The sequence below is a fragment of the Bacillus sp. JJ783 genome (assembly GCF_036963225.1).
GTDB classification, from domain to species: domain Bacteria; phylum Bacillota; class Bacilli; order Bacillales; family Bacillaceae_G; genus Bacillus_A; species Bacillus_A cereus_U.
Genome location: NZ_JBALMG010000018.1, coordinates 1 through 18,990 on the forward strand (window position 1 = coordinate 1; position 18,990 = coordinate 18,990).

Here is an 18,990-nt window from a genome sequence, read left to right on the forward strand (position 1 = left end):
TGGAAATATTGTTCCGTTATCATCATTATTTTTATAACGCTTTTTTATGGGATGAAAATTTATAAAAGTGCAACAAATTATGGTGGTAGACTAGCATGGTTTATAGAAAGCGTAAAAAACGAAAGATCAGTTGAACTTGAGCGTGATAATATATATAAGTATGGTGTAGAGGGTATTTTTGAAGATATAAATAAGAAATATACTTTGCCAAAGAAGTTATATATGTCGGATGGTTTTGCTTTGGAATTTAACTCAGATGGAACAATTACATCATTTGATACTTTTCTTTATGGAAAAAATGCTGCTGGAAAAGAGGAAAGCTACTTAATATCTTATAATAAAAATAAATCAAAAGATATTTTTGTAGGACTAAATGGGTATATTAACGCTGATTATAATGAAGATAAATTAGTAAAACCTTTAATTAAAACAGTTCAAGCCATTCCAGTTAAACAAACTGTCAGTAAGTGGAATGAAGATAAATATGGGCTGGTTTATTATGGGAAAAGAAACTGGGGTTACAATAGAGAAGGAATTATTAATATTAATAAAGATGGGAAATTAGAGAAGCTTGAAGAAGCAAAATCCGAAATAATTGGATATACGGTATCTATATTTATCCCCGGAAAAGAGAAAGAGATAGTACCTGCTAGATATAATTTACTAGGTGACCCAAATTGGAGTAAGGAAAGTAGTTCTAAAAAGAAAAAGAAGGATCTAACTAATAATAATGAGCAATTTTACTTTTCAAAAGAAGTGGGTTATAAACTAAATGTTACAGATAAAGCATTAGGGAGTACCTTTTATTCACTAAGCAAGACGATTGATGGTGGGGAAACATGGGGAGTTATAAATGAAGATCCGTTCAATGAAACGGTTGGTAGTGCATCAGGAATCATCTTTTTTAATGAAAAGCTCGGATTTTTAAGGGCAGCCAGACCCTCTGGTAATGAAGGGAGGCTATACCGTACAGATGATGGTGGTATAACTTTTAAAAAGGTGAGCTATACGAATTATGAAGTGAAACTAGAAAGTGGACAGTTAATAAATCCGTTTGATTTTCCTAATATGCCTTATGAGAAGGACGGAGTTTTTAACATGCTAGTAGGGCAAGGAGCAGATGGAGACTACAATGGTAATAGTAGTATACTTTATCAGTCCAAAAATCAAGGTGAAACATGGGAATATGTAAAAGAGGTTAAAGGTAATTAATAGTGGGAAGACCATTGGACAAAAATCACCGATGGTCTTTTAAATATTAATAGGTGGTATGCAGATTTCCTAAAATAAGTATGTTTCTATTTCTAAAAAAGTGTGCTGTAATATGAAGAGGAAAAAAGTATAAGTAGTCAGAGAAGTGAGGAATTAAAGGTGAAGAAGTTTAAGAAGTTTTACTTGGAGATTACGAGTGTATGTAATCTTGCGTGCAGCTTTTGTCCGCCGACGGAAAGGCAGAAGCAATTCATTTCTGTGGAGGATTTTGCTAAAAGATTAGACCAAATTAAACCTCATACAGACTACATTTATTTGCACGTGAAGGGTGAGCCGTTGCTCCATCCGAAAATAGATCAACTGTTAGATTTAAGCCATGAAAAAGGGTTTAAAGTTAATATTACAACGAACGGAACGTTAATTAATAAGAGAAGGCATAGACTGTTAAATAAACCTGCGTTAAGACAAATGAATTTTTCACTACACAGTTTTGATGGACACCCAGGTTCGCAAGATAAAGAGGGCTATGTAAGAAGTATACTTTCTTTCATTAGAGAGGCAACGAGTCAATCGGATTTAATTGTTTCACTAAGATTATGGAATTTAACTCAGGATAATAAAACAAATGCTGAAATCCAGAAAAATAGGGATTTATTATCCATAATTGAAAATGAGTTTGATCTATCCTATCAAATTGAAGAGAAGCTTACACCAGGAAAAGGTATAAAAATTGCGGAACGTGTCTTTATTAATCAAGATTATGAATTCCAGTGGCCGGCATTGCATGAAGAAGAGGATGATGGAAAAGGTTTCTGTCATGGTCTTCGAAATCAAGCTGGTATTTTAGCAAATGGAGCGGTTATACCTTGTTGTTTAGACGGTGAAGGCATTATTAATCTTGGAAATATTAATGATGATTCATTTTCTAACATTATAGAAGGTGAAAGGGCACAAAATATTGTAGACGGATTTTCGAAAAGGGTTGCGGTTGAAGAACTTTGTAGAAAATGTGGATACCGTAAAAGGTTTGGAAAGTAAACATAGGATAAGCCCTCATAAAGTGAGGGCTTATTTTTTATTCTTGATAAGAACGCTCTAATTCATCAATTAAGGAACCGACGTAAGAAACAGCTTTACGGATTGCATCTGGTTTTGACATATCTACTCCGGCGTGTTTCATTAATTCGAGTGGCTGCATCGTACCGCCTGCACGGAGTACATTGAGCCAGCAATCAACAGCAGGTTGTCCCTCTTCTTTAATCATTTGAGCTACAGTAGTAGATGCCGTTAAGCCCGCAGAATATGTGTAAGAATATAAGCCCATATAATAGTGAGGTTGACGCATCCATGTTAAACCAGCGCCTTCATCAATTTCTACAGAATCTCCCCAGAATGTCGAAAGGACCTTTGTTTTTATTTCAGTTAAAGTTGTAGCTGTGAGTGCTTGCCCTTCTTCCGCTAGAGCATATACTCTTCTTTGATATTCTCCCTCAAGTAGATGGGTAACGAAGTTGTGGTAATATGTGCCGAGTAGTTGCAGAATAACCCATCTGCGCATTCTCTTATCTTCAGTAGTCGCTAGTAAATGCTGGGCTAATAGTAATTCATTCATAGTTGATGGTGCTTCAACAAAGTACATAGATGGGCGTACATTCATAATACGCTGATTTTTATTGGCTAAATAAAAATGGCCAGCATGTCCAAATTCATGAGCTAATGTGAAACATCCGCGCATCGTATTTTGCCATGTAATTAAAATGTAAGGATGGGAACCATATGGGCTAGAGCAGAAGGCACCTGTTGATTTTCCTACGTTATCTGCAAGGTCTACCCATCTCTCTTTAAATCCTTTTTCAATAATAGTACTATATTCAGGTCCTAATACTTTTAAAGATTCTTGAATTAATTTACCAGCTTCTTCGTATGTGATTGTTGGATTAAATTCAGGATCTAAAGGTGCGTGTAAGTCACAGAAAAGCATTTGGTCAAGCTCTAATACTTTCTTTTTTAAATCTGCAAAACGGCGCATATGAGGCGCTAATTCGTTATAAATAATATCTAGTTGATTGTTATACATTTCAAGTGGAACTTTTTGAGGTTCTAAAAGCATATGGGTAACGGACTCGTACTTGCGTAAACGAGAAAGCGCCACTTGTTTTTTTACTTCAGTAGCATATGTTGTTGCAACTGTATTTTTATATCGTTTCAATGTGGAAACAAATGATGAATACGCTTCTCTACGTATATATGCGCTTGAAGAAAATTCATATTTACTTTCAAATAATGCAAATGATACAGGCAAATCATTTCCCTGTTCATCTTGTATAGGAGGGAAATCCATATCGGCTAATTTAGTCATGCCGTAAATTTTGTAGGGGGAACTATGAACTTCGCCGAGTGCAGCAAGAGTTTCTTCTGTTTCAGGTGAGAGAGTGTGCTGCCTCTTTTTAAGTATTTCGAGTAACGATTTACGGAAAGGTTCGAGTTTTGTTTCCGCAGTTAAATATTTTTCAATTGTTCCTTCTTCAAATGAGAGGATTTCGTTATGAATAAAGGATAGTGCAGCATGTACTTTCGTCCCTAAAGCTGAAATTTTGGAAGAGTTCGCTTGAATAACTGGATCTGTACGATCAGCGGATTCTTTTAAATATGCATATGTGCTAAGTTTTGTTAACTGCATTAAAAGCTTTTCCTCTAAAAGTAGGCAATTTAATAAGGTAGCGGGGCCAGTGTGTAATTGTCCTTTAAATGCATCGAGTCTTTTTATATCATTTTCTAATACATTTAGTGCAGTGTGCCATTCATCATCAGACTTATACAAGTCAGAAAGATCCCATTTTAGTTCAGTAGGAACTTCTTCGCGAATAGGACGTTTCTCAATTACATGTTTCATTTAATATATCCCCCTTATTTTAAGTATCTAAAAATATAATACTAGAAAATTCAGTAAAGATAAAATATTCGCCTGTTTTTTACATGCAAAAAGAAGGACAAGCATAAATAATGCTTGTCCTTCGAGTTAAATTTAAGGATTAATATACTTTATCGCCGTTGAAAATAGAGTTTTTCACGACTACATAATCTACAGTACGAATTGCGTCTAATTTTGTTCCACCAGCGTAAGAAATAGAGGATTGAAGATCTTGTTCCATTTCGATTAAAGTGTCTTCTAAAGAACCTTTATGCTCAACGAACATTTTCTTACCTTCAACGTTTTTCTTCTCACCTTTTTGGAATTCAGAAGCTGAGCCGAAGTACTCTTTATAAAGTTTGCCATCTTTTTCGATTGTTTCCCCTGGAGACTCTTCATGACCAGCGAATAGAGAACCGACCATAACCATAGTTGCTCCAAATCGAATTGATTTAGCTACGTCGCCATGTGTACGAATACCACCGTCAGCGATAATTGGCTTACTTGCAGCTTTTGCACACCAGCGAAGTGCAGCTAGCTGCCAACCACCAGTTCCAAAGCCTGTTTTAATTTTAGTAATACAAACTTTACCAGGTCCAATACCAACTTTTGTTGCATCAGCACCAGCGTTTTCTAATTCTCTTACCGCTTCTGGAGTTCCAACGTTTCCAGCGATAACGAAGCTTTCTGGTAAATGTTTTTTAATATGTTGAATCATGTTGATCACAGCATTAGAGTGACCATGTGCGATATCGATTGTAATGTATTCAGGTGAAAGTTGCTCAGCAGCTAATTGTTGTACGAATTCGTACTCGTCTTCTTTAACACCAACGCTGATTGAAGCAATTAATCCACGTGATTGCATATCTCTAATGAATGAAATTCGTTTCTCTGGTTGGAAACGATGCATGATGTAGAAGTAATTATTTTCAGCTAAATAAGTTGCGATTCTTTCATCAATAATCGTTTGCATATTTGCAGGTACGACAGGTAATTTAAATTTATGTTTTCCTAAAGTGACAGTTGTATCACACTCAGATCGGCTATTTACAATACATTTTGCAGGAATTAATTGAATGTCTTCATAATCAAATACGTTTTCCATCATTTGCACCCCTAAAATACGAATATTTTATTTTTATTGATTAAAAATGTTCGTCCATAGGATAATTTATATCATTTTCAGTAAGAAGTCAAAGATTTTCTTAACATTTTTTGAAAAAGAAGCCAATATATTTTAAAAATAACGTTAAAAACGAATTTAAATAGATTTATTATGCGTAACGTTCGTTTATAAAAAAGTAAGGAAAGTTGCGATAATTGCATAAGATTGTATGTATGCTTCTTATTTTGAGCGAGGGGGCTGGGGAAATACTATGAAAAAGCTAATACTAACAATAGGAATAACTTTGTTGGTTGTTGCCGGATGTAGCAATAATGATGCCTTTGATAAGGCAAAGAAACAAGGAGATTTAGCATTGGAAAATAAAGAATACGATAGAGCAGTCGCATCTTTTGAATTAGCATTAAAAGAAAAGAAGGATGATCGGGAAATAAGGCTGAAGATGCATCAAACGAATAAAATGATTGAAGCATTACAGGAAAGTAATATAGACCGAGCAATTTCGTTATTGAGGGAAATTGAAAATGATTCTGCTAGTTCAGTTATATTAGCCAAACAAGCAAAAGAAAAACGAGAAGTTTTAGCTAATCAAAAAGATGAGGAAGAAAAATATAAGCAAATGCTTGCTAAAGTAGAGGAGTTGAAAAACCAACAGAAGTTTGCGGATGTAAAAGAGCAACTGAATGTAATTATTAGGGAAACGAAAGGGAAAGAACAGTTTAAAGTATATTATCAAAATGCGAATGAACAAATTATACAGAGTGTGCCGAGGACAGTAGATGTAGATAAAACAAAAGATGAGAACCGTAAGGAAGAAAATAAAAATGAAGAGAAGCCGAAAGTAGAAGAGCCTAAGAAAGAAAGTGTTATTGCCGGTCAGAAGGCAGAGTATATTACTAAATTAAATAGTATTGAGGAGGGTTTGAAGAAACTCGATTATTTATATGAGAACGGAATTACAACTGAAATGAAAGAAGGAGAAGTTAGAAGATACGATGCATGGGATCAAGCTTTAAATGAGATTTATGGTGTTTTGAAAAATCAACTTTCTACAAGTGAAATGAACACTTTGAGAGAGAAACAGCGTGAATGGATTACGTATCGAGATCGCAAGGCGGAAGAAGCTTGGAATGAATCTGGACAGGGAACATTGTCAGGGATAGCAACTATTTCATCGAATGCAACTAGTACGAGGGAAAGATGTTATCAGTTAGTTGAACAGTATATGAAATGATAGAGGTTTATTTTTATAAATTTTTTGAAATAGAAAATCCTTTTGTTTAGTCAGGCGAATCACGAATGATTCGCCTTTTTATGTGAGCTTTCAAGTATAATGAATAAGGTGATAATAACGTATATGATGATTCATTGATAGGAAAAGCGAAAAAAGAAAATAATACAGAATAAAAAGAGGTTAATATATGAGTAAAAAAAGTTTTGCTGATTATGCATTAAGTAAAGAAATTGTAAGAGCACTTACTGGTTTAGGATATGAACATCCAACAGAAGTGCAAGGAGAGGTTATTCCAGTTGCCTTGCAAAAGAAAGACCTTGTCGTGAAATCACAGACTGGAAGTGGAAAAACCGCTTCATTTGGCATACCACTTTGTGAAATGGTGGAGTGGGAAGAGAATAAGCCACAAGCTTTAGTTTTAACACCGACGAGAGAGCTTGCGGTGCAAGTAAAAGAAGATATTACGAATATAGGCCGCTTCAAAAGAATTAAGGCCGCTGCAGTTTATGGTAAATCCCCATTTGCACGTCAAAAATTAGAATTAAAGCAAAAAACACATATTGTAGTTGGGACTCCTGGCCGTGTGTTAGATCATATTGAAAAAGGTACCCTTTCTTTAGAGTGTTTGAAGTATTTAGTTATTGATGAAGCAGATGAAATGCTGAATATGGGTTTTATCGATCAAGTAGAGGCAATTATTGACGAATTACCTAAAAAACGAATGACAATGCTATTTTCAGCAACACTTCCAGAAGATGTTGAAAAGTTATCTCGTAAGTATATGGATTCGCCAACGCATATTGAAATTAAGGCTGCCGGGATTACAACAGATAAAATTGAACATACACTTTTTGAGATGAGAGAAGAGGAGAAGCTTTCACTTCTTAAAGATGTAACAACGATTGAGAATCCAGATAGTTGTATTATTTTTTGCCGTACGCAAGAAAATGTAGATCACGTATTTCAACAGTTAAAGCGGGTTAACTATCCTTGTGACAAAATACATGGTGGTATGGTACAAGAAGATCGTTTTGAAGTTATGGACGATTTTAGAAAAGGAAAGTTCCGTTATTTAGTAGCGACAGACGTAGCTGCTAGAGGAATTGATATTGATAATATTACACATGTTATTAACTATGACATTCCATTAGAAAAAGAAAGTTATGTACATCGTACGGGAAGAACGGGACGAGCTGGTAATAACGGGAAAGCTATTACATTCATGACGCCGTATGAAAATAGATTTTTAGAAGAGATTGAGGAGTACATTGGCTTTGAAATTCCAAAGGCACTTGCACCTTCAAAAGAAGAAGTTATGAAAGGGAAAGCAGTATTTGAGGAAAAGATACATGCTAAACCAATTATAAAGAAAGATAAAAATGCGGACCTAAACAAAGGAATTATGAAATTGTACTTTAATGGCGGGAAGAAAAAGAAAATTAGGGCGGTAGATTTCGTCGGTACAATTGCTAAAATTAAAGGTGTTACAGCAGAAGATATAGGCATTATTACAATACAAGACAATGTTTCTTACGTTGAAATATTAAATGGAAAAGGACCACTTGTTTTAAAAATCATGAAAAACACAACGATTAAAGGGAAACAATTAAAGGTTCATGAAGCAATTAAATAAACAAAAAACTATCCACTTCAAACAGGTGGATAGTTTTTTGTTTAAGATTCTTTGAGATCATCAACTAATTTTTCTGCTAAACGTCTATACATATTACTCATAGTCACGAAGGATGTTAGTAATAAAAATTTTTCTAGTGTTGGATCTTCTAAGGAAGAAACCTCGTTTACTTCCTTAACACGGTTATTCACGTCTTGCTTAAAGCTTTCCACATTGGTGTCAGTAAGAGAAAGGTAATCTTTATATAGAGTATTTAATTCGAATGTATCATCGTTTATTAACGGTGCATTTATATTTTCTAAGGAGCTTTTTATATCATTAATGGAAAGAGCTCCTTTTAATTGATAAATTAAGCTGATTAAAATCATATGTTCTTTTGAATACTTTTTATTTTTGATAGGGATGAATAGTTTCCCTTTTGCGTAATTGTTAATCATTGTTTTTGTTAATACTTTTTCATCATCAGTTCTCGTTGTATCTGCATAAGTATTCTCAAATAGTTGGACAACTTGGTCTACATATAAGTCGACATTTGGGATATCCTCAAGTTTAATGTTTTTTTCTAGATGTAATGATTCAAGTAATTTATTTATATTTTCCACGTAGAACCCCTCACTTTTATAACTTAGTGGAACTTAATGTTTAGTATATCTTTAAATATGGTATTACGAAACAAATGAAATGTAAATGTTGACCCGTATGAATAATGTGTATATAATTACATGTAGTTATGAAAACTACATGTAATTATATGAGGGGTGTTTATATGAATGCTTATGTAAGAGAACCAGTTAATGCATTTACTCACTTAGGAGGAGCTGTATTATCATTTATTGCATTATTAGCTATGATTGTGAAAGTTTCTGTTAAGATGCCATCTTTTGCTGCAATTACAGCTGTTATTTTATTTGGTATCGGGATGATGGTCCTTTATATGGCGTCAGCTGTGTATCATAGTGTCGTAGCCAGTGAACGTGTTATTTATTTCTTTAGGAAGCTAGATCATTCTATGATTTTTATATTAATTGCAGGTACATATGCACCCTTTTGCCTAATTACATTAAATTCGGCAAACGGTTTACTATTATTTTGTTTAGTTTATGCAACGGCAATTTGTGGTATTGTTTTTAAAATGTTTTGGTTTAATTGTCCAAGATGGTTATCGACAGCAATTTATCTTCTGATGGGTTGGTTAATTGTTTTATTCTTTGCACCGCTAGCTGAGAATTTAAGTACAGGAGGTATTATTTTCTTAGTACTTGGAGGCATTTTTTATACAATTGGTGGGTTTATTTACGGTGCGAAGCCAAAATGGTTGGAGTTTAAATATATGGGACACCATGAAATTTTTCATGTTTTTGTATTGTTAGGTAGTCTTGCGCATTTTCTAAGTGTATATTGTTACGTAATTTGATCAAAAAACGCCACGCGATGTCTGTTATGTGGCGTTTTTTTATTACCTGATTTGAATCGTGTATTTTACAAAATAAGTATGGGATAAAATGTAAGTTTCTGTGTTCGCATAATAAACATATGATAAGAAATATGTGATATACTTTGAGAAGTTTATAATGAATGAAATATGGAGGACTATAATTATGGCAATACTTGTAACAGGTGGAGCAGGATATATTGGTAGTCATACATGCGTAGAATTACTAAAAAACGGTTACGAAATTATAGTAGTAGATAATCTTTCGAATAGCTCAGTAGAGTCTATAAATCGAGTGAAAGAGATAACAGGAAAACAGTTTAAATTTTATAAAGAAGATATTTTAAATCGAGAAGCACTTGATACGATTTTTGAAGAAGATACAATTGAAGCTGTTATTCACTTTGCAGGCTTTAAGGCTGTAGGGGAATCAGTAGCAATTCCGTTAACGTATTATCATAACAACATTACAAGCACATTAGTGCTATGTGAAGTGATGCAGAAGCATGATGTGAAGAAGATGATCTTCAGTTCATCTGCAACAGTGTATGGTATCCCAGAAACATCACCAATTACGGAGGAGTTTCCATTAAGTGCAACAAATCCATATGGTCAAACGAAATTAATGATTGAACAAATTATGCGTGATGTAGCATTTGCGGATGCAGGATGGAGTATCGCGTTACTTCGTTATTTCAACCCATTTGGTGCGCATGAAAGTGGACGTATTGGAGAAGATCCAAACGGAATTCCAAATAACTTAATGCCATATGTAACACAAGTAGCAGTAGGTAAGCTAAAGGAATTAAGTGTATTTGGAAATGACTATCCGACAAAAGATGGCACGGGTGTCCGTGATTATATTCATGTTGTAGACTTAGCGAGTGGCCATGTAAAGGCGCTTGAAAAGGTACTTGGCACTACTGGGATAGATGCATACAATCTCGGTACAGGTACTGGTTATAGTGTGTTGGAAATGGTTGAAGCATTTGAAAAGGTTTCGGGCAAAGAAGTTCCTTATAAAATTACGGAGCGTCGCCCTGGTGATGTTGCAGTATGTTTTGCAGATGCATCGAAAGCGAAGCGTGAATTAGGATGGGAAGCAAAACTCGGATTAGAAGAGATGTGTGCAGATTCTTGGAGATGGCAATCAAATAACAAAAATGGCTATCTAGAAGTTTAATAAACAGATAAAAAAAATGACCTTTGCATAAGCAAGAGGTCATTTTTTATCTGTTTATTTTCCATTAAGTTTATTAGCAAATTTAGTAAAGAAAGTTCGTCGTTTTATAGGAGCATTTGACTGACAAAACGTGTAGTAATCAATATCTTTAATGTAAGTAAAGAGTCTAGAAATAGCATATAAGAATGTAATAGAAGATCCGAGTGCAAAACTAATACCGTAACCATTGAATCCAAATGGAAGTAGAAGAAGACTTAATAATAGGTTTGCAAAAAAGAACAGGGCTGATGTTCGAAATGCCCCTTTACGATCTTCAAAATATAAGAGTAGTAACGTGATAACAAGGACCATCCCGTTTGCATAAGCACCAATTATAGTCAGTTGCAAAATAGAGTATTCAAGTGTCACGTTCCCAGATTGTGAACTAAACATCCATATTATAAAAATAATAAGTAAAGAAAAAATACCTTGATTACGAAGTATGCGTTCCATTTCTTGCTTTAGGACAAAGTTCATTGATTCTTTTAATTGTAAAATTGTATTTAATGTCGCCCCATTGTTAACTGAACCGAAGAACTTCTTATACCGTTCATAAAACCTTGTTTCAATGGATACTACGAAGAAAATATAGGTTGGGATAATGCTTAAATAAGCCCAGAAAACAGAGGTATCATACATTTGATGATAAACAAACGTGTTTTCAATATTTCCTCGCCCTTCTCCGAACCAAATAACAAAGTTACATACCCAAATGCCAATATTGTAAAGTAAGCTTGACCAAAATAGTTCCGGATATTTATCTAAGTAAGAAAGGAAGGTAAATTGTTCGGTAGCATCACTATTTGGAAACATTCGTACAATAACTATACTTAACCACACTAATGTAATGAAGGTCCCGATTGTAAAAGAAATTAAAAGTAATAGGGCAAATCCATGTTCTATTCCAAGTGTTGGATGCCAGTAAGCGATAAGCGCAATTCCAGATAAGGAGAAAATGGAACCAATTAAAAATGCAAGAGCGATGGACTGATAATCTTTAGCTGCTGTTAAATAAATGGATTGAATCCAAATGATGTTTAAAGCTAAAAATAAAAATAGCATCACGATTTTATAATACAAGGCTAACGGTGTAAAAATTGCAAACAAAAGCCATAAGATAATAGCTAAGAAAAGTGTGATTTTCGTCATTCCTAAAAAGGAAGAAAATACTTTATCAGCTTTTTGCTCGTATAAAAGGTCAGCCACATATCTAGTTACGATGAGTTGCAAGGCACCATATATGATTTGAGAAAAAATAAAGCAGTATGAAATTGAAATTGTGAAAAGGCGCTGTTCTTCGGTTGGAATAGAATGGAACAAACTTAAAATGTATCGAATAGCTGTTACTGCTAAAATAACGACTAACCACGGACCAGCTGTAACAAATAATGAAAATCCGTACGCCTTTATTCTTGAAGAATAGTAGTCTTCTTGGAATAATTTTTGTAAACGAAATCCTATTCCTGCCATGTTTTTTTACCTCTTTCTAAGTAAAGCTTACGATAACTATCAACGACGCCTGATAATTGATAGTGCGCTTCAATACGATTGCGCCCATTATCACCAAATTGTTGAATGGATTCAGGGTGACGATAATACCACTCTAAATGAATGGCAACTTGTTCAGGAGATACAGGTGGTACAACAAATCCACATTGTCCGTAAGGATCTCCATCTTGTCCGTAAATTAATTCCTTACAAGAGCCGACATCTGTAACAACCCATGGTAATCCTGCTGCCATTCCTTCTAACATAGCTAATGGTTGTCCTTCAGATATACTTGTTAATACGAGAAGATCTGTTTGTTTTAAGTAATCTTTAATATTTACTTTGCCGGTCATTATTACATGCTCTTCTAATCCTAATTGTTGAATTAAATCACGACATTCCTGAGCATATTCTGCTTCTTCTGTATCAGGACCTAGCAAGTAAAATATAAATGGAATGTCTTTTTCCAATAATAATTTAGCTGCATAAATCATTGTTTTTACATCTTTAATTGGCACAACTCGTATAATAGCGGAAATGATGAGTTTATCCGAATTGTATTTTGGTTTACGTAACCCTTTATAGTCAGATAAAGTAACGCCATTTGGAACGATTTTTAGTTTATGAGCCGGGGCACCTAATTCTTTTTGATATGCACTATTTCGGCCGAACAACGTAATTACATCAGCAGCTTGTTCGTATGCTTGATGAGACAAGTGATGAAAGAAAGAAACCCATCTTTTTTTGTATTCAATTGGTATCCAAGTAGATTGTAGTATTTCTTCTTCACGCTCCCGGGAGTAAATACCGTGCTCAGTTAGAATAAATGGTATATCGGACTTGGCACCAATTGCAGCACCAAGTAATCCACCATATCCTGTCGATACAGAATGAATAAGATCTAATTCAGGAAAATCAATTTGTAAAATTTGAATGATTGGTGTGAACATAGATCTCCACATCCAAAAGTAATTTAAGAAGGATCCACTACTTTCTTCATATAAATAGCTTTCTTTAACAATCTCATAAAACTCACGGCTTTCGAAGAAGGAATGGAGTGTTCCTAGCTTTTGTTTATTCCCTAATATTTGTAATGCTGTTGTATCGTTGGCTTGAAATGTAAACCATTTTTGAAGTGTCTGCACTTCTTGTTCAGTTAAATTAGTTTTTATATGTTTTGCTTCATTTTCTGATTGCAAAGGAATCATAATGATATCTTTTACGTTGCTTGGAATTTCATATTGATATTCATCTTCTGTTTTTACTTGAGGGACTATCGCAAAAATCGTAAATTCATGTTCTTTAAACTGCTGGATAATCATTTGAACCCAGCTTGCTACCCCTCCACTTACAAAGGGGTAGCTGCCTTCAACGACCAAACCTATTCTCATCTGTTATTCTCCTTTAATTGGGATCGTAGCGCTGGCTTTCGTTAACGTAACGCTATAAATTTGGGAATCAAGCTTTTTAACTGTACCGTAAGAGAATGAGCCAGGTTGTATCTTCTTACCTTCTTCTACACGTATAATTGTTGAAGTATGATTTGGTAACCCTTTATATGCAATGTGAACAGCATCATCTTCATAAGAGACATCTAGGTCACCAGTTTGATAAATTTTCATAGAAGCAGTTGCTTCACTTTGGGTCATACTTTTTATATAAGGATATCTTTCTCGTATTTCTTTAATTGTCGTTTTATAAGCCTTAAATAATTCTTCCCATGTTAAGTTACCCGAGCGTTTTTCATCAAGGATATCATCCGGATGGACGAAATGTGAGATAACTCCTAAATTTGCGGTAACATCAGTTAAGATAAATTGCTCTTCATCTGTGATAGCATAGCCACTCGTAATACGCGGGAAGTGATAAATGTTTTTGTTATGTTCATCTGGTCCAAATTCTTGAATTAAACTGCCGTTACTTGTACTCCCCACATATAGAGAAGCAACTGTTTCTATAGTTGGAACTGCGTCGTTTAATGCACTTAATCCAGTTGTATTTATAATATTGGATGGTGGTACATAGGTTTTTAACTTTTCATTTGGAAAGAAGTTATACACGAGTTTTTGTAGAGCATCTAAGGAGCTCTCCATATCCTCTTTTGAATTCCATGGAACATATTCAAGTGCTTTATCTACTGGGTCCGGTGGTAATAATAAAGGTTGATGGTTATAGCCATGAATGCCTATTTCCCCGCCGTGACTTAATAATTCTCTCCCAAATAATAAATAGGTATTTCTATTTTTACCTGTGAAATCTTCAAAAGGTGGCGTTACTTTATTTTGGTATGTCCCAATTGCAACACCCGTATATTTAATATCAAGCTCTTCAGAGATATCCTTCATATTTTTCCACCAATGTTTTTTATAAAATTCTTCAACAGAAATTTTTTCTGTTGTTAAGTTTTTTAGTTCTCCACTTGGAATTGGAGATGGGAAGTCATCGATATACATAATCTCCGCTCCAAGTTGTGCTGTAGCGAAAGTCGGGAAAATAGTACCCAGTGATTGAACGAACATACCTCTACCTAATTTATCGTTCAATGCTGTTGTATTCCAATATAAGACTTTTCCTTCACCGTAGTCATTGGTCCAGAGGATGGGAGTATCTTCCGCTGTAATCCAAGTATTAGTTGTATTCTCATCTAGCGTAATATTCATTGAGCTATGAGTAAACAATGGAGAAGAACTTGGGAGATCTGGATAACCAGGGAATAAAACTTCTTCAAAGGTTAATCCTTTCGCATCTTTGAAACCTTCTTTTTTTGTAATACCAAATAATGTGTTCCAGGAAGGATCTGAATCAAGTCGGTTTGCGATAATAATCCTTCCGCCCATTTGTACAAAATTTTGAATATCAGCTTGTGGAAGTTGCTCCATTATTTCACCTGTAATAATAATCCCTGTATAGGGAGAAGGAGTAAGTCCCTTAATTTCATTAGCTGTAATATCTTTATAGTGTAGGTGTGCGTAATCCATTGCCTTCTTCGTATTAAATTCGACTTGTTGCCCTAATGTATTATCCGTTTTTAAAACGTATAATTGCATTTTTTGTCCATTTTGAGTTACATCTTTTGCTTTGAGTGTTTTAACAGTATCTGTTTCTTTAGTTTTAGGAACAGAAAACTTTTGATGAAAATTTTCTGTTCGATATATAAGGATGGATAAAATTAAGAGAAATAAAATGATACTAATAATCCCGATATATATATTAATCCCCTTTTTCAATGTGTGCGCCTCCAAACTGCCTTACAAATAATTGATATTTACGCGGTAGTATATGAACTCTTTTTACATCTGTTAGATTATTAATTAAGTTATAGAGCTCGTCCCATAACTGTTGCTCATAATATATTTCAAGTAATCCAACATAGCCGTAATATGATTCAGGATAGAAATGAATAAGATTTAAAAATTGTTCTTCAGACTTTGCATATTGTTTTGTGTGTAGAAACAGATTTCCAAGATGGAAAGGGTAAAGAGGTTCGTTAGGGAATAGTTCTACACCTTGTGTAATAAAATTCATAAATTCATCGATTATTTTTTCTTTTTGCTGATTAGAAAGAAGACCGCTGTCTATATATCTTAAATAGTTAGAAACCAATTCTTTTGCAATTTCATTTTGTGGATTTTGTAGAAATTGCTTATTTAAGTATTCGATCTGCTTTTCGTACCGTTCATTTAGTAAATTAATAGTAGTTGCTGCGTAATGTACAGTTTCAGGATCTTTATGGTGAATTGCTTCTTTCAATAAGCCTCCTTCATTAGAAATAGAGGAGGAGCTTAACTGTACAATGAGTTGTTTATGTAATTCAGGCTTATCTAGTTCTAATCCAGAAGAAAATGAAATTAAGTCCATATCTTGTTTTGCTGATTCTAAAATATCTTCGTAATTATCAACTTGAAAGGAAACATACTCAGAGTATTGCTGTAACCAATCGGTTTTTGATCGTCTTATATTAAGTAATAACATGATTACTGATACAATAAGTCCGATAAGCGGGAAAAGAAGAGAGATAATCAAGCAAAATTCAATAATTCCTTTTTTATCTTTAGCAATTAAACTTTTCGTAAATCGAAATAAAAGAAAAACCAAAATAGCATAAATAAAATAAAGAAGGAGTAAAATCATTAGAATATCACTCCTTTAGAAGAAAGAGCATTTTGTATACGAGTTTGAACTTGTAGTAAAAACTTTTCTTCAGTGCCAGGTAATAAAATCATAATTTTTTGTCCGGTCGTACTATAACCGAATATATCAATATCACGTAAATGGTCTTTTAAAATAGAATTTATCATTTCTAAAGAATCTTGCGGAGCATTGAACTCAAAATAGGAATATGGATAAGATAATGTTTCGTAACGTTTTTTTTCTATTTTTAGTAAATGTTCAAATTCATCTTCATAATAAATGCTTGTTTTAGGGAATGTGCGATCCTCTTGACTCGATAGCCAAAGATTAGAAGCGTTCTGTAAACGATCACCCATCCAGCGTAAATACCATGTGAAAAGTTCGAATTGCTCAGAAGTTACTTTTGAAAACTCGATTTCGTCTAATATAATGACGTATTGTACATCATCTTGGAATAGGACGGGACCAACTAAAAGTGGAGCATCTTGAAAATCTTCATCTGTACGGAAAAAAGGTCGATTATGTGCTAGAGCATTTTTGATGACTAACGAAGCGTTTTTAACAAAAATGGATTGAGATAATGTACTTTTACCAGTTTCTGATCTTAATTTAATACGAAGCGATTGTTTATTGTTATCGACGTGATAGATACCAATTTTTTTTGCTCCAAAGTACATCTTTAATACATTTATTCCTTCATCGAGTACAATTTCAGGATGTGTATGATTTAAAGCTTTAAACATATGATACATTTTAGATAAGTGGTTATTTGATTCAAGTACACGAGAACGTAGTGTAATACGTGTTTCATCCAATTGTTTCACAACATATTTTAATTCTTTATTTTCGGCTTTCAGCTCATTATTTATCATATGTACATCTTCATAACGTTCTTTTTGTGCAGTACTCATTAGTCCACAACATAAACTAATAACAAGTAAGAAAATCCAACTTATCCAGTAATCTAATGAATAAAAGTACAGTAATATATCATTTTCTTTATATATACCGCTTATAAAAATATAAATCATTGCTTCCAGAAAGGCGAAAAGGGCAATAGATATGCCATACCGGCTAGAAATAATTAATGTAATAAATAAGAGTAAGAAGTATTCATACGTTGGTGTTAGAAAATCAGTTAGTATTGAGAGAAAAAATAGTGCAACAAATAAAACTGTAGGTTCAATCATTTTTTGGAATGAATTGGATTGCTTATAGTACATAAATAAATTCCTTCTTTCATTTGCAAATTTAATTTTAAGGAATAGTACACTGAAATAAAATACATAATTTAAAAGAATTATTTTGAGATATATAATATATAAAGCCCAAATCATTTTATCAACAGGGATGTAGTAAATTCAAGTGAAATAAATCCTAATTTTTGTTAATGAATTGTATTTATTGGGATTTTCATAAAAATATCGAGTTTAAAAAAATGTAAAATGTTATGGAATTACTATGTTTGTATTAGTATTTAAAGGTGTTAAAATTTAAAACGATAGAAAATTACAGTTGTATAGGGGGTAATATTACTATGGAGTGGAAACGTTCTATATGCTTTTTAGCTATATTTTCTTTTATTTTTTCCTCAAGTACATCCGCACAAGCAAATGTTGTGGAACCAGCTTTAAAAAATGTACGAAGTTATAAAATTTATTATGGTGAAGCAAATGAGCAAGTAATTGAGAGACTTTCAAAGTATGACATGGTTATTATAGAGCCATATGCATTTACGAAAGAACAGGTTCAGCAATTAAAAAAATCAGGAACGGTAGTCCTTGGTTATGTTAGTGTTTTAGAATTAGAAGCGTGGCATAAATCGCAAGTAGTTGAATCAGACTATTATTATAGAGACGGTAAGAAAATGAAGATTGAGCAGTGGAATACATATATTATGAACTTAGCTGATGAACATTACCGTGGGATTGTTGTTAATAAAGTAAAACAGCAAATTATTGGCAAAGGCATAAATGGGGTGTTTTTAGATACAGCTGGTGATATTGATGACTATTTTTATGATCAGCCAGCTACACAAGGAAAATTTCGAGAAGCATATGTAAATTTATTAAAAGAAATTAAAAGTATTGATTCTAACCTGCTTCTTATACAGAATTGGGGATTTGAAACAATCAAAAATACATCCTTGAATTTTATACATGGTGTATTGTGGGAAGATTTCAATAAACAAGTTATTGTGAAAGATGAATGGAGTCAAAGTTGGATGCGCTATTTTAAACAACAAAGTAATAAAATTGTAACGTTTACTGTTACTCCAAATAACGTATCTAAAAAATATAGTTCTATAAATGGATTTATTCCTACAATCAATCCGAATGATATTTATGATAAATAGCAATTGTTCGGAATAAGAGACTATCAAGATTGACTATGACAGTTTAGGTCAGTAATACGATTGTCTTATAAAGATGAATGTATGACTGACCAGCCTATTTTATCCCGCTATTTGTGAGCAGTAAAACTCCCACCTCAAAGTCCAGGTGGAGCAAAGAAGTTAGGTTGCCCGTAAACGCCCGATTGGTGAGGGCTGATTAAAGTTTCACTTTATAATATTCTATGTTAAAAATTAGTAGAGTGAGGTAG

15 protein-coding genes are annotated in these 18,990 nt (G+C 33.6%); 7 read left to right on the top strand and 8 right to left on the bottom strand.

Features of this window, described 5'->3' with window-relative positions:
* A partial coding sequence (locus V7038_RS04630) for a WD40/YVTN/BNR-like repeat-containing protein (RefSeq protein WP_335469334.1) occupies positions 1 to 1,212 on the top strand: 1,212 nt, incomplete at its 5' end.
* Positions 1,213 to 1,371: 159 nt separating this feature from the next.
* Positions 1,372 to 2,250 (top strand): radical SAM/SPASM domain-containing protein, encoded by an 879-nt coding sequence (locus V7038_RS04635; RefSeq protein ID WP_002113208.1) that lies wholly within the window; start codon positions 1,372 to 1,374, stop codon positions 2,248 to 2,250.
* Between the two features lie 37 nt (positions 2,251 to 2,287).
* Here V7038_RS04635 and pepF read toward each other — a convergent pair whose 3' ends face one another.
* Both pepF and guaC read right to left on the bottom strand, forming a co-directional pair.
* The gene (pepF, locus tag V7038_RS04640; protein ID WP_070140190.1) at positions 2,288 to 4,105 is read right to left on the bottom strand and encodes an oligoendopeptidase F; all 1,818 of its coding nucleotides are present in this window, start codon (positions 4,103 to 4,105) and stop codon (positions 2,288 to 2,290) included.
* A 139-nt stretch (positions 4,106 to 4,244) separates the two neighbouring features.
* Positions 4,245 to 5,228: a GMP reductase gene (guaC, locus tag V7038_RS04645; protein WP_002068771.1), complete on the bottom strand. Its 984-nt coding sequence runs from the start codon at positions 5,226 to 5,228 to the stop codon at positions 4,245 to 4,247.
* A gap of 271 nt (positions 5,229 to 5,499) precedes the next feature.
* On the opposite strand from guaC, the gene V7038_RS04650 reads away from it, so the two are divergent.
* Together V7038_RS04650 and V7038_RS04655 are read left to right on the top strand one after the other, a co-directional pair.
* Positions 5,500 to 6,480, top strand: coding sequence for a lysozyme inhibitor LprI family protein (locus V7038_RS04650; RefSeq protein ID WP_335469336.1), 981 nt, complete (start codon positions 5,500 to 5,502; stop codon positions 6,478 to 6,480).
* A 187-nt stretch (positions 6,481 to 6,667) separates the two neighbouring features.
* On the top strand, positions 6,668 to 8,113 hold the full coding sequence (locus V7038_RS04655; RefSeq protein ID WP_070129270.1) for a DEAD/DEAH box helicase: 1,446 nt from the start codon (positions 6,668 to 6,670) through the stop codon (positions 8,111 to 8,113).
* A gap of 41 nt (positions 8,114 to 8,154) precedes the next feature.
* On the opposite strand, the gene V7038_RS04660 is transcribed toward V7038_RS04655, so the two are convergent.
* Positions 8,155 to 8,715 (bottom strand): DUF1836 domain-containing protein, encoded by a 561-nt coding sequence (locus V7038_RS04660; protein ID WP_002113202.1) that lies wholly within the window; start codon positions 8,713 to 8,715, stop codon positions 8,155 to 8,157.
* A gap of 164 nt (positions 8,716 to 8,879) precedes the next feature.
* Between V7038_RS04660 and trhA the strand changes: the two genes are divergently transcribed.
* Entirely contained in the window at positions 8,880 to 9,527 is a 648-nt protein-coding gene (gene trhA, locus V7038_RS04665; RefSeq protein WP_000995373.1) for a PAQR family membrane homeostasis protein TrhA, read from the top strand.
* Positions 9,528 to 9,711: 184 nt separating this feature from the next.
* A complete protein-coding gene (galE, locus tag V7038_RS04670) occupies positions 9,712 to 10,728 on the top strand; it encodes a UDP-glucose 4-epimerase GalE (RefSeq protein ID WP_002113201.1) in 1,017 nt (338 codons plus the stop codon).
* Between the two features lie 54 nt (positions 10,729 to 10,782).
* Here the strand turns inward: galE and pelG are convergent, their stop codons facing one another.
* Genes pelG through V7038_RS04695 form a run of 5 tightly spaced genes read right to left on the bottom strand, consistent with a single transcriptional unit; the run spans position 10,783 to position 17,609 of the window.
* Entirely contained in the window at positions 10,783 to 12,237 is a 1,455-nt protein-coding gene (pelG, locus tag V7038_RS04675; protein ID WP_002113199.1) for an exopolysaccharide Pel transporter PelG, read from the bottom strand.
* A complete protein-coding gene (gene pelF, locus V7038_RS04680; protein WP_335469339.1) occupies positions 12,225 to 13,646 on the bottom strand; it encodes a GT4 family glycosyltransferase PelF in 1,422 nt (473 codons plus the stop codon). Before pelF ends, pelG begins: the two co-directional genes overlap by 13 nt.
* Before the next feature lie 3 nt (positions 13,647 to 13,649).
* Positions 13,650 to 15,482: a DUF2194 domain-containing protein gene (locus V7038_RS04685; RefSeq protein WP_002113197.1), complete on the bottom strand. Its 1,833-nt coding sequence runs from the start codon at positions 15,480 to 15,482 to the stop codon at positions 13,650 to 13,652.
* The gene (locus V7038_RS04690; protein WP_002113196.1) at positions 15,466 to 16,386 is read right to left on the bottom strand and encodes a tetratricopeptide repeat protein; all 921 of its coding nucleotides are present in this window, start codon (positions 16,384 to 16,386) and stop codon (positions 15,466 to 15,468) included. Before V7038_RS04690 ends, V7038_RS04685 begins: the two co-directional genes overlap by 17 nt.
* A complete protein-coding gene (locus V7038_RS04695) occupies positions 16,386 to 17,609 on the bottom strand; it encodes a hypothetical protein (protein ID WP_002113195.1) in 1,224 nt (407 codons plus the stop codon). The genes V7038_RS04690 and V7038_RS04695 overlap by 1 nt, the downstream gene beginning before the upstream one ends.
* Before the next feature lie 314 nt (positions 17,610 to 17,923).
* On the opposite strand from V7038_RS04695, the gene V7038_RS04700 reads away from it, so the two are divergent.
* Positions 17,924 to 18,742, top strand: coding sequence for an endo alpha-1,4 polygalactosaminidase (locus V7038_RS04700; RefSeq protein ID WP_002113194.1), 819 nt, complete (start codon positions 17,924 to 17,926; stop codon positions 18,740 to 18,742).
* Positions 18,743 to 18,990: the final 248 nt, after the last annotated feature.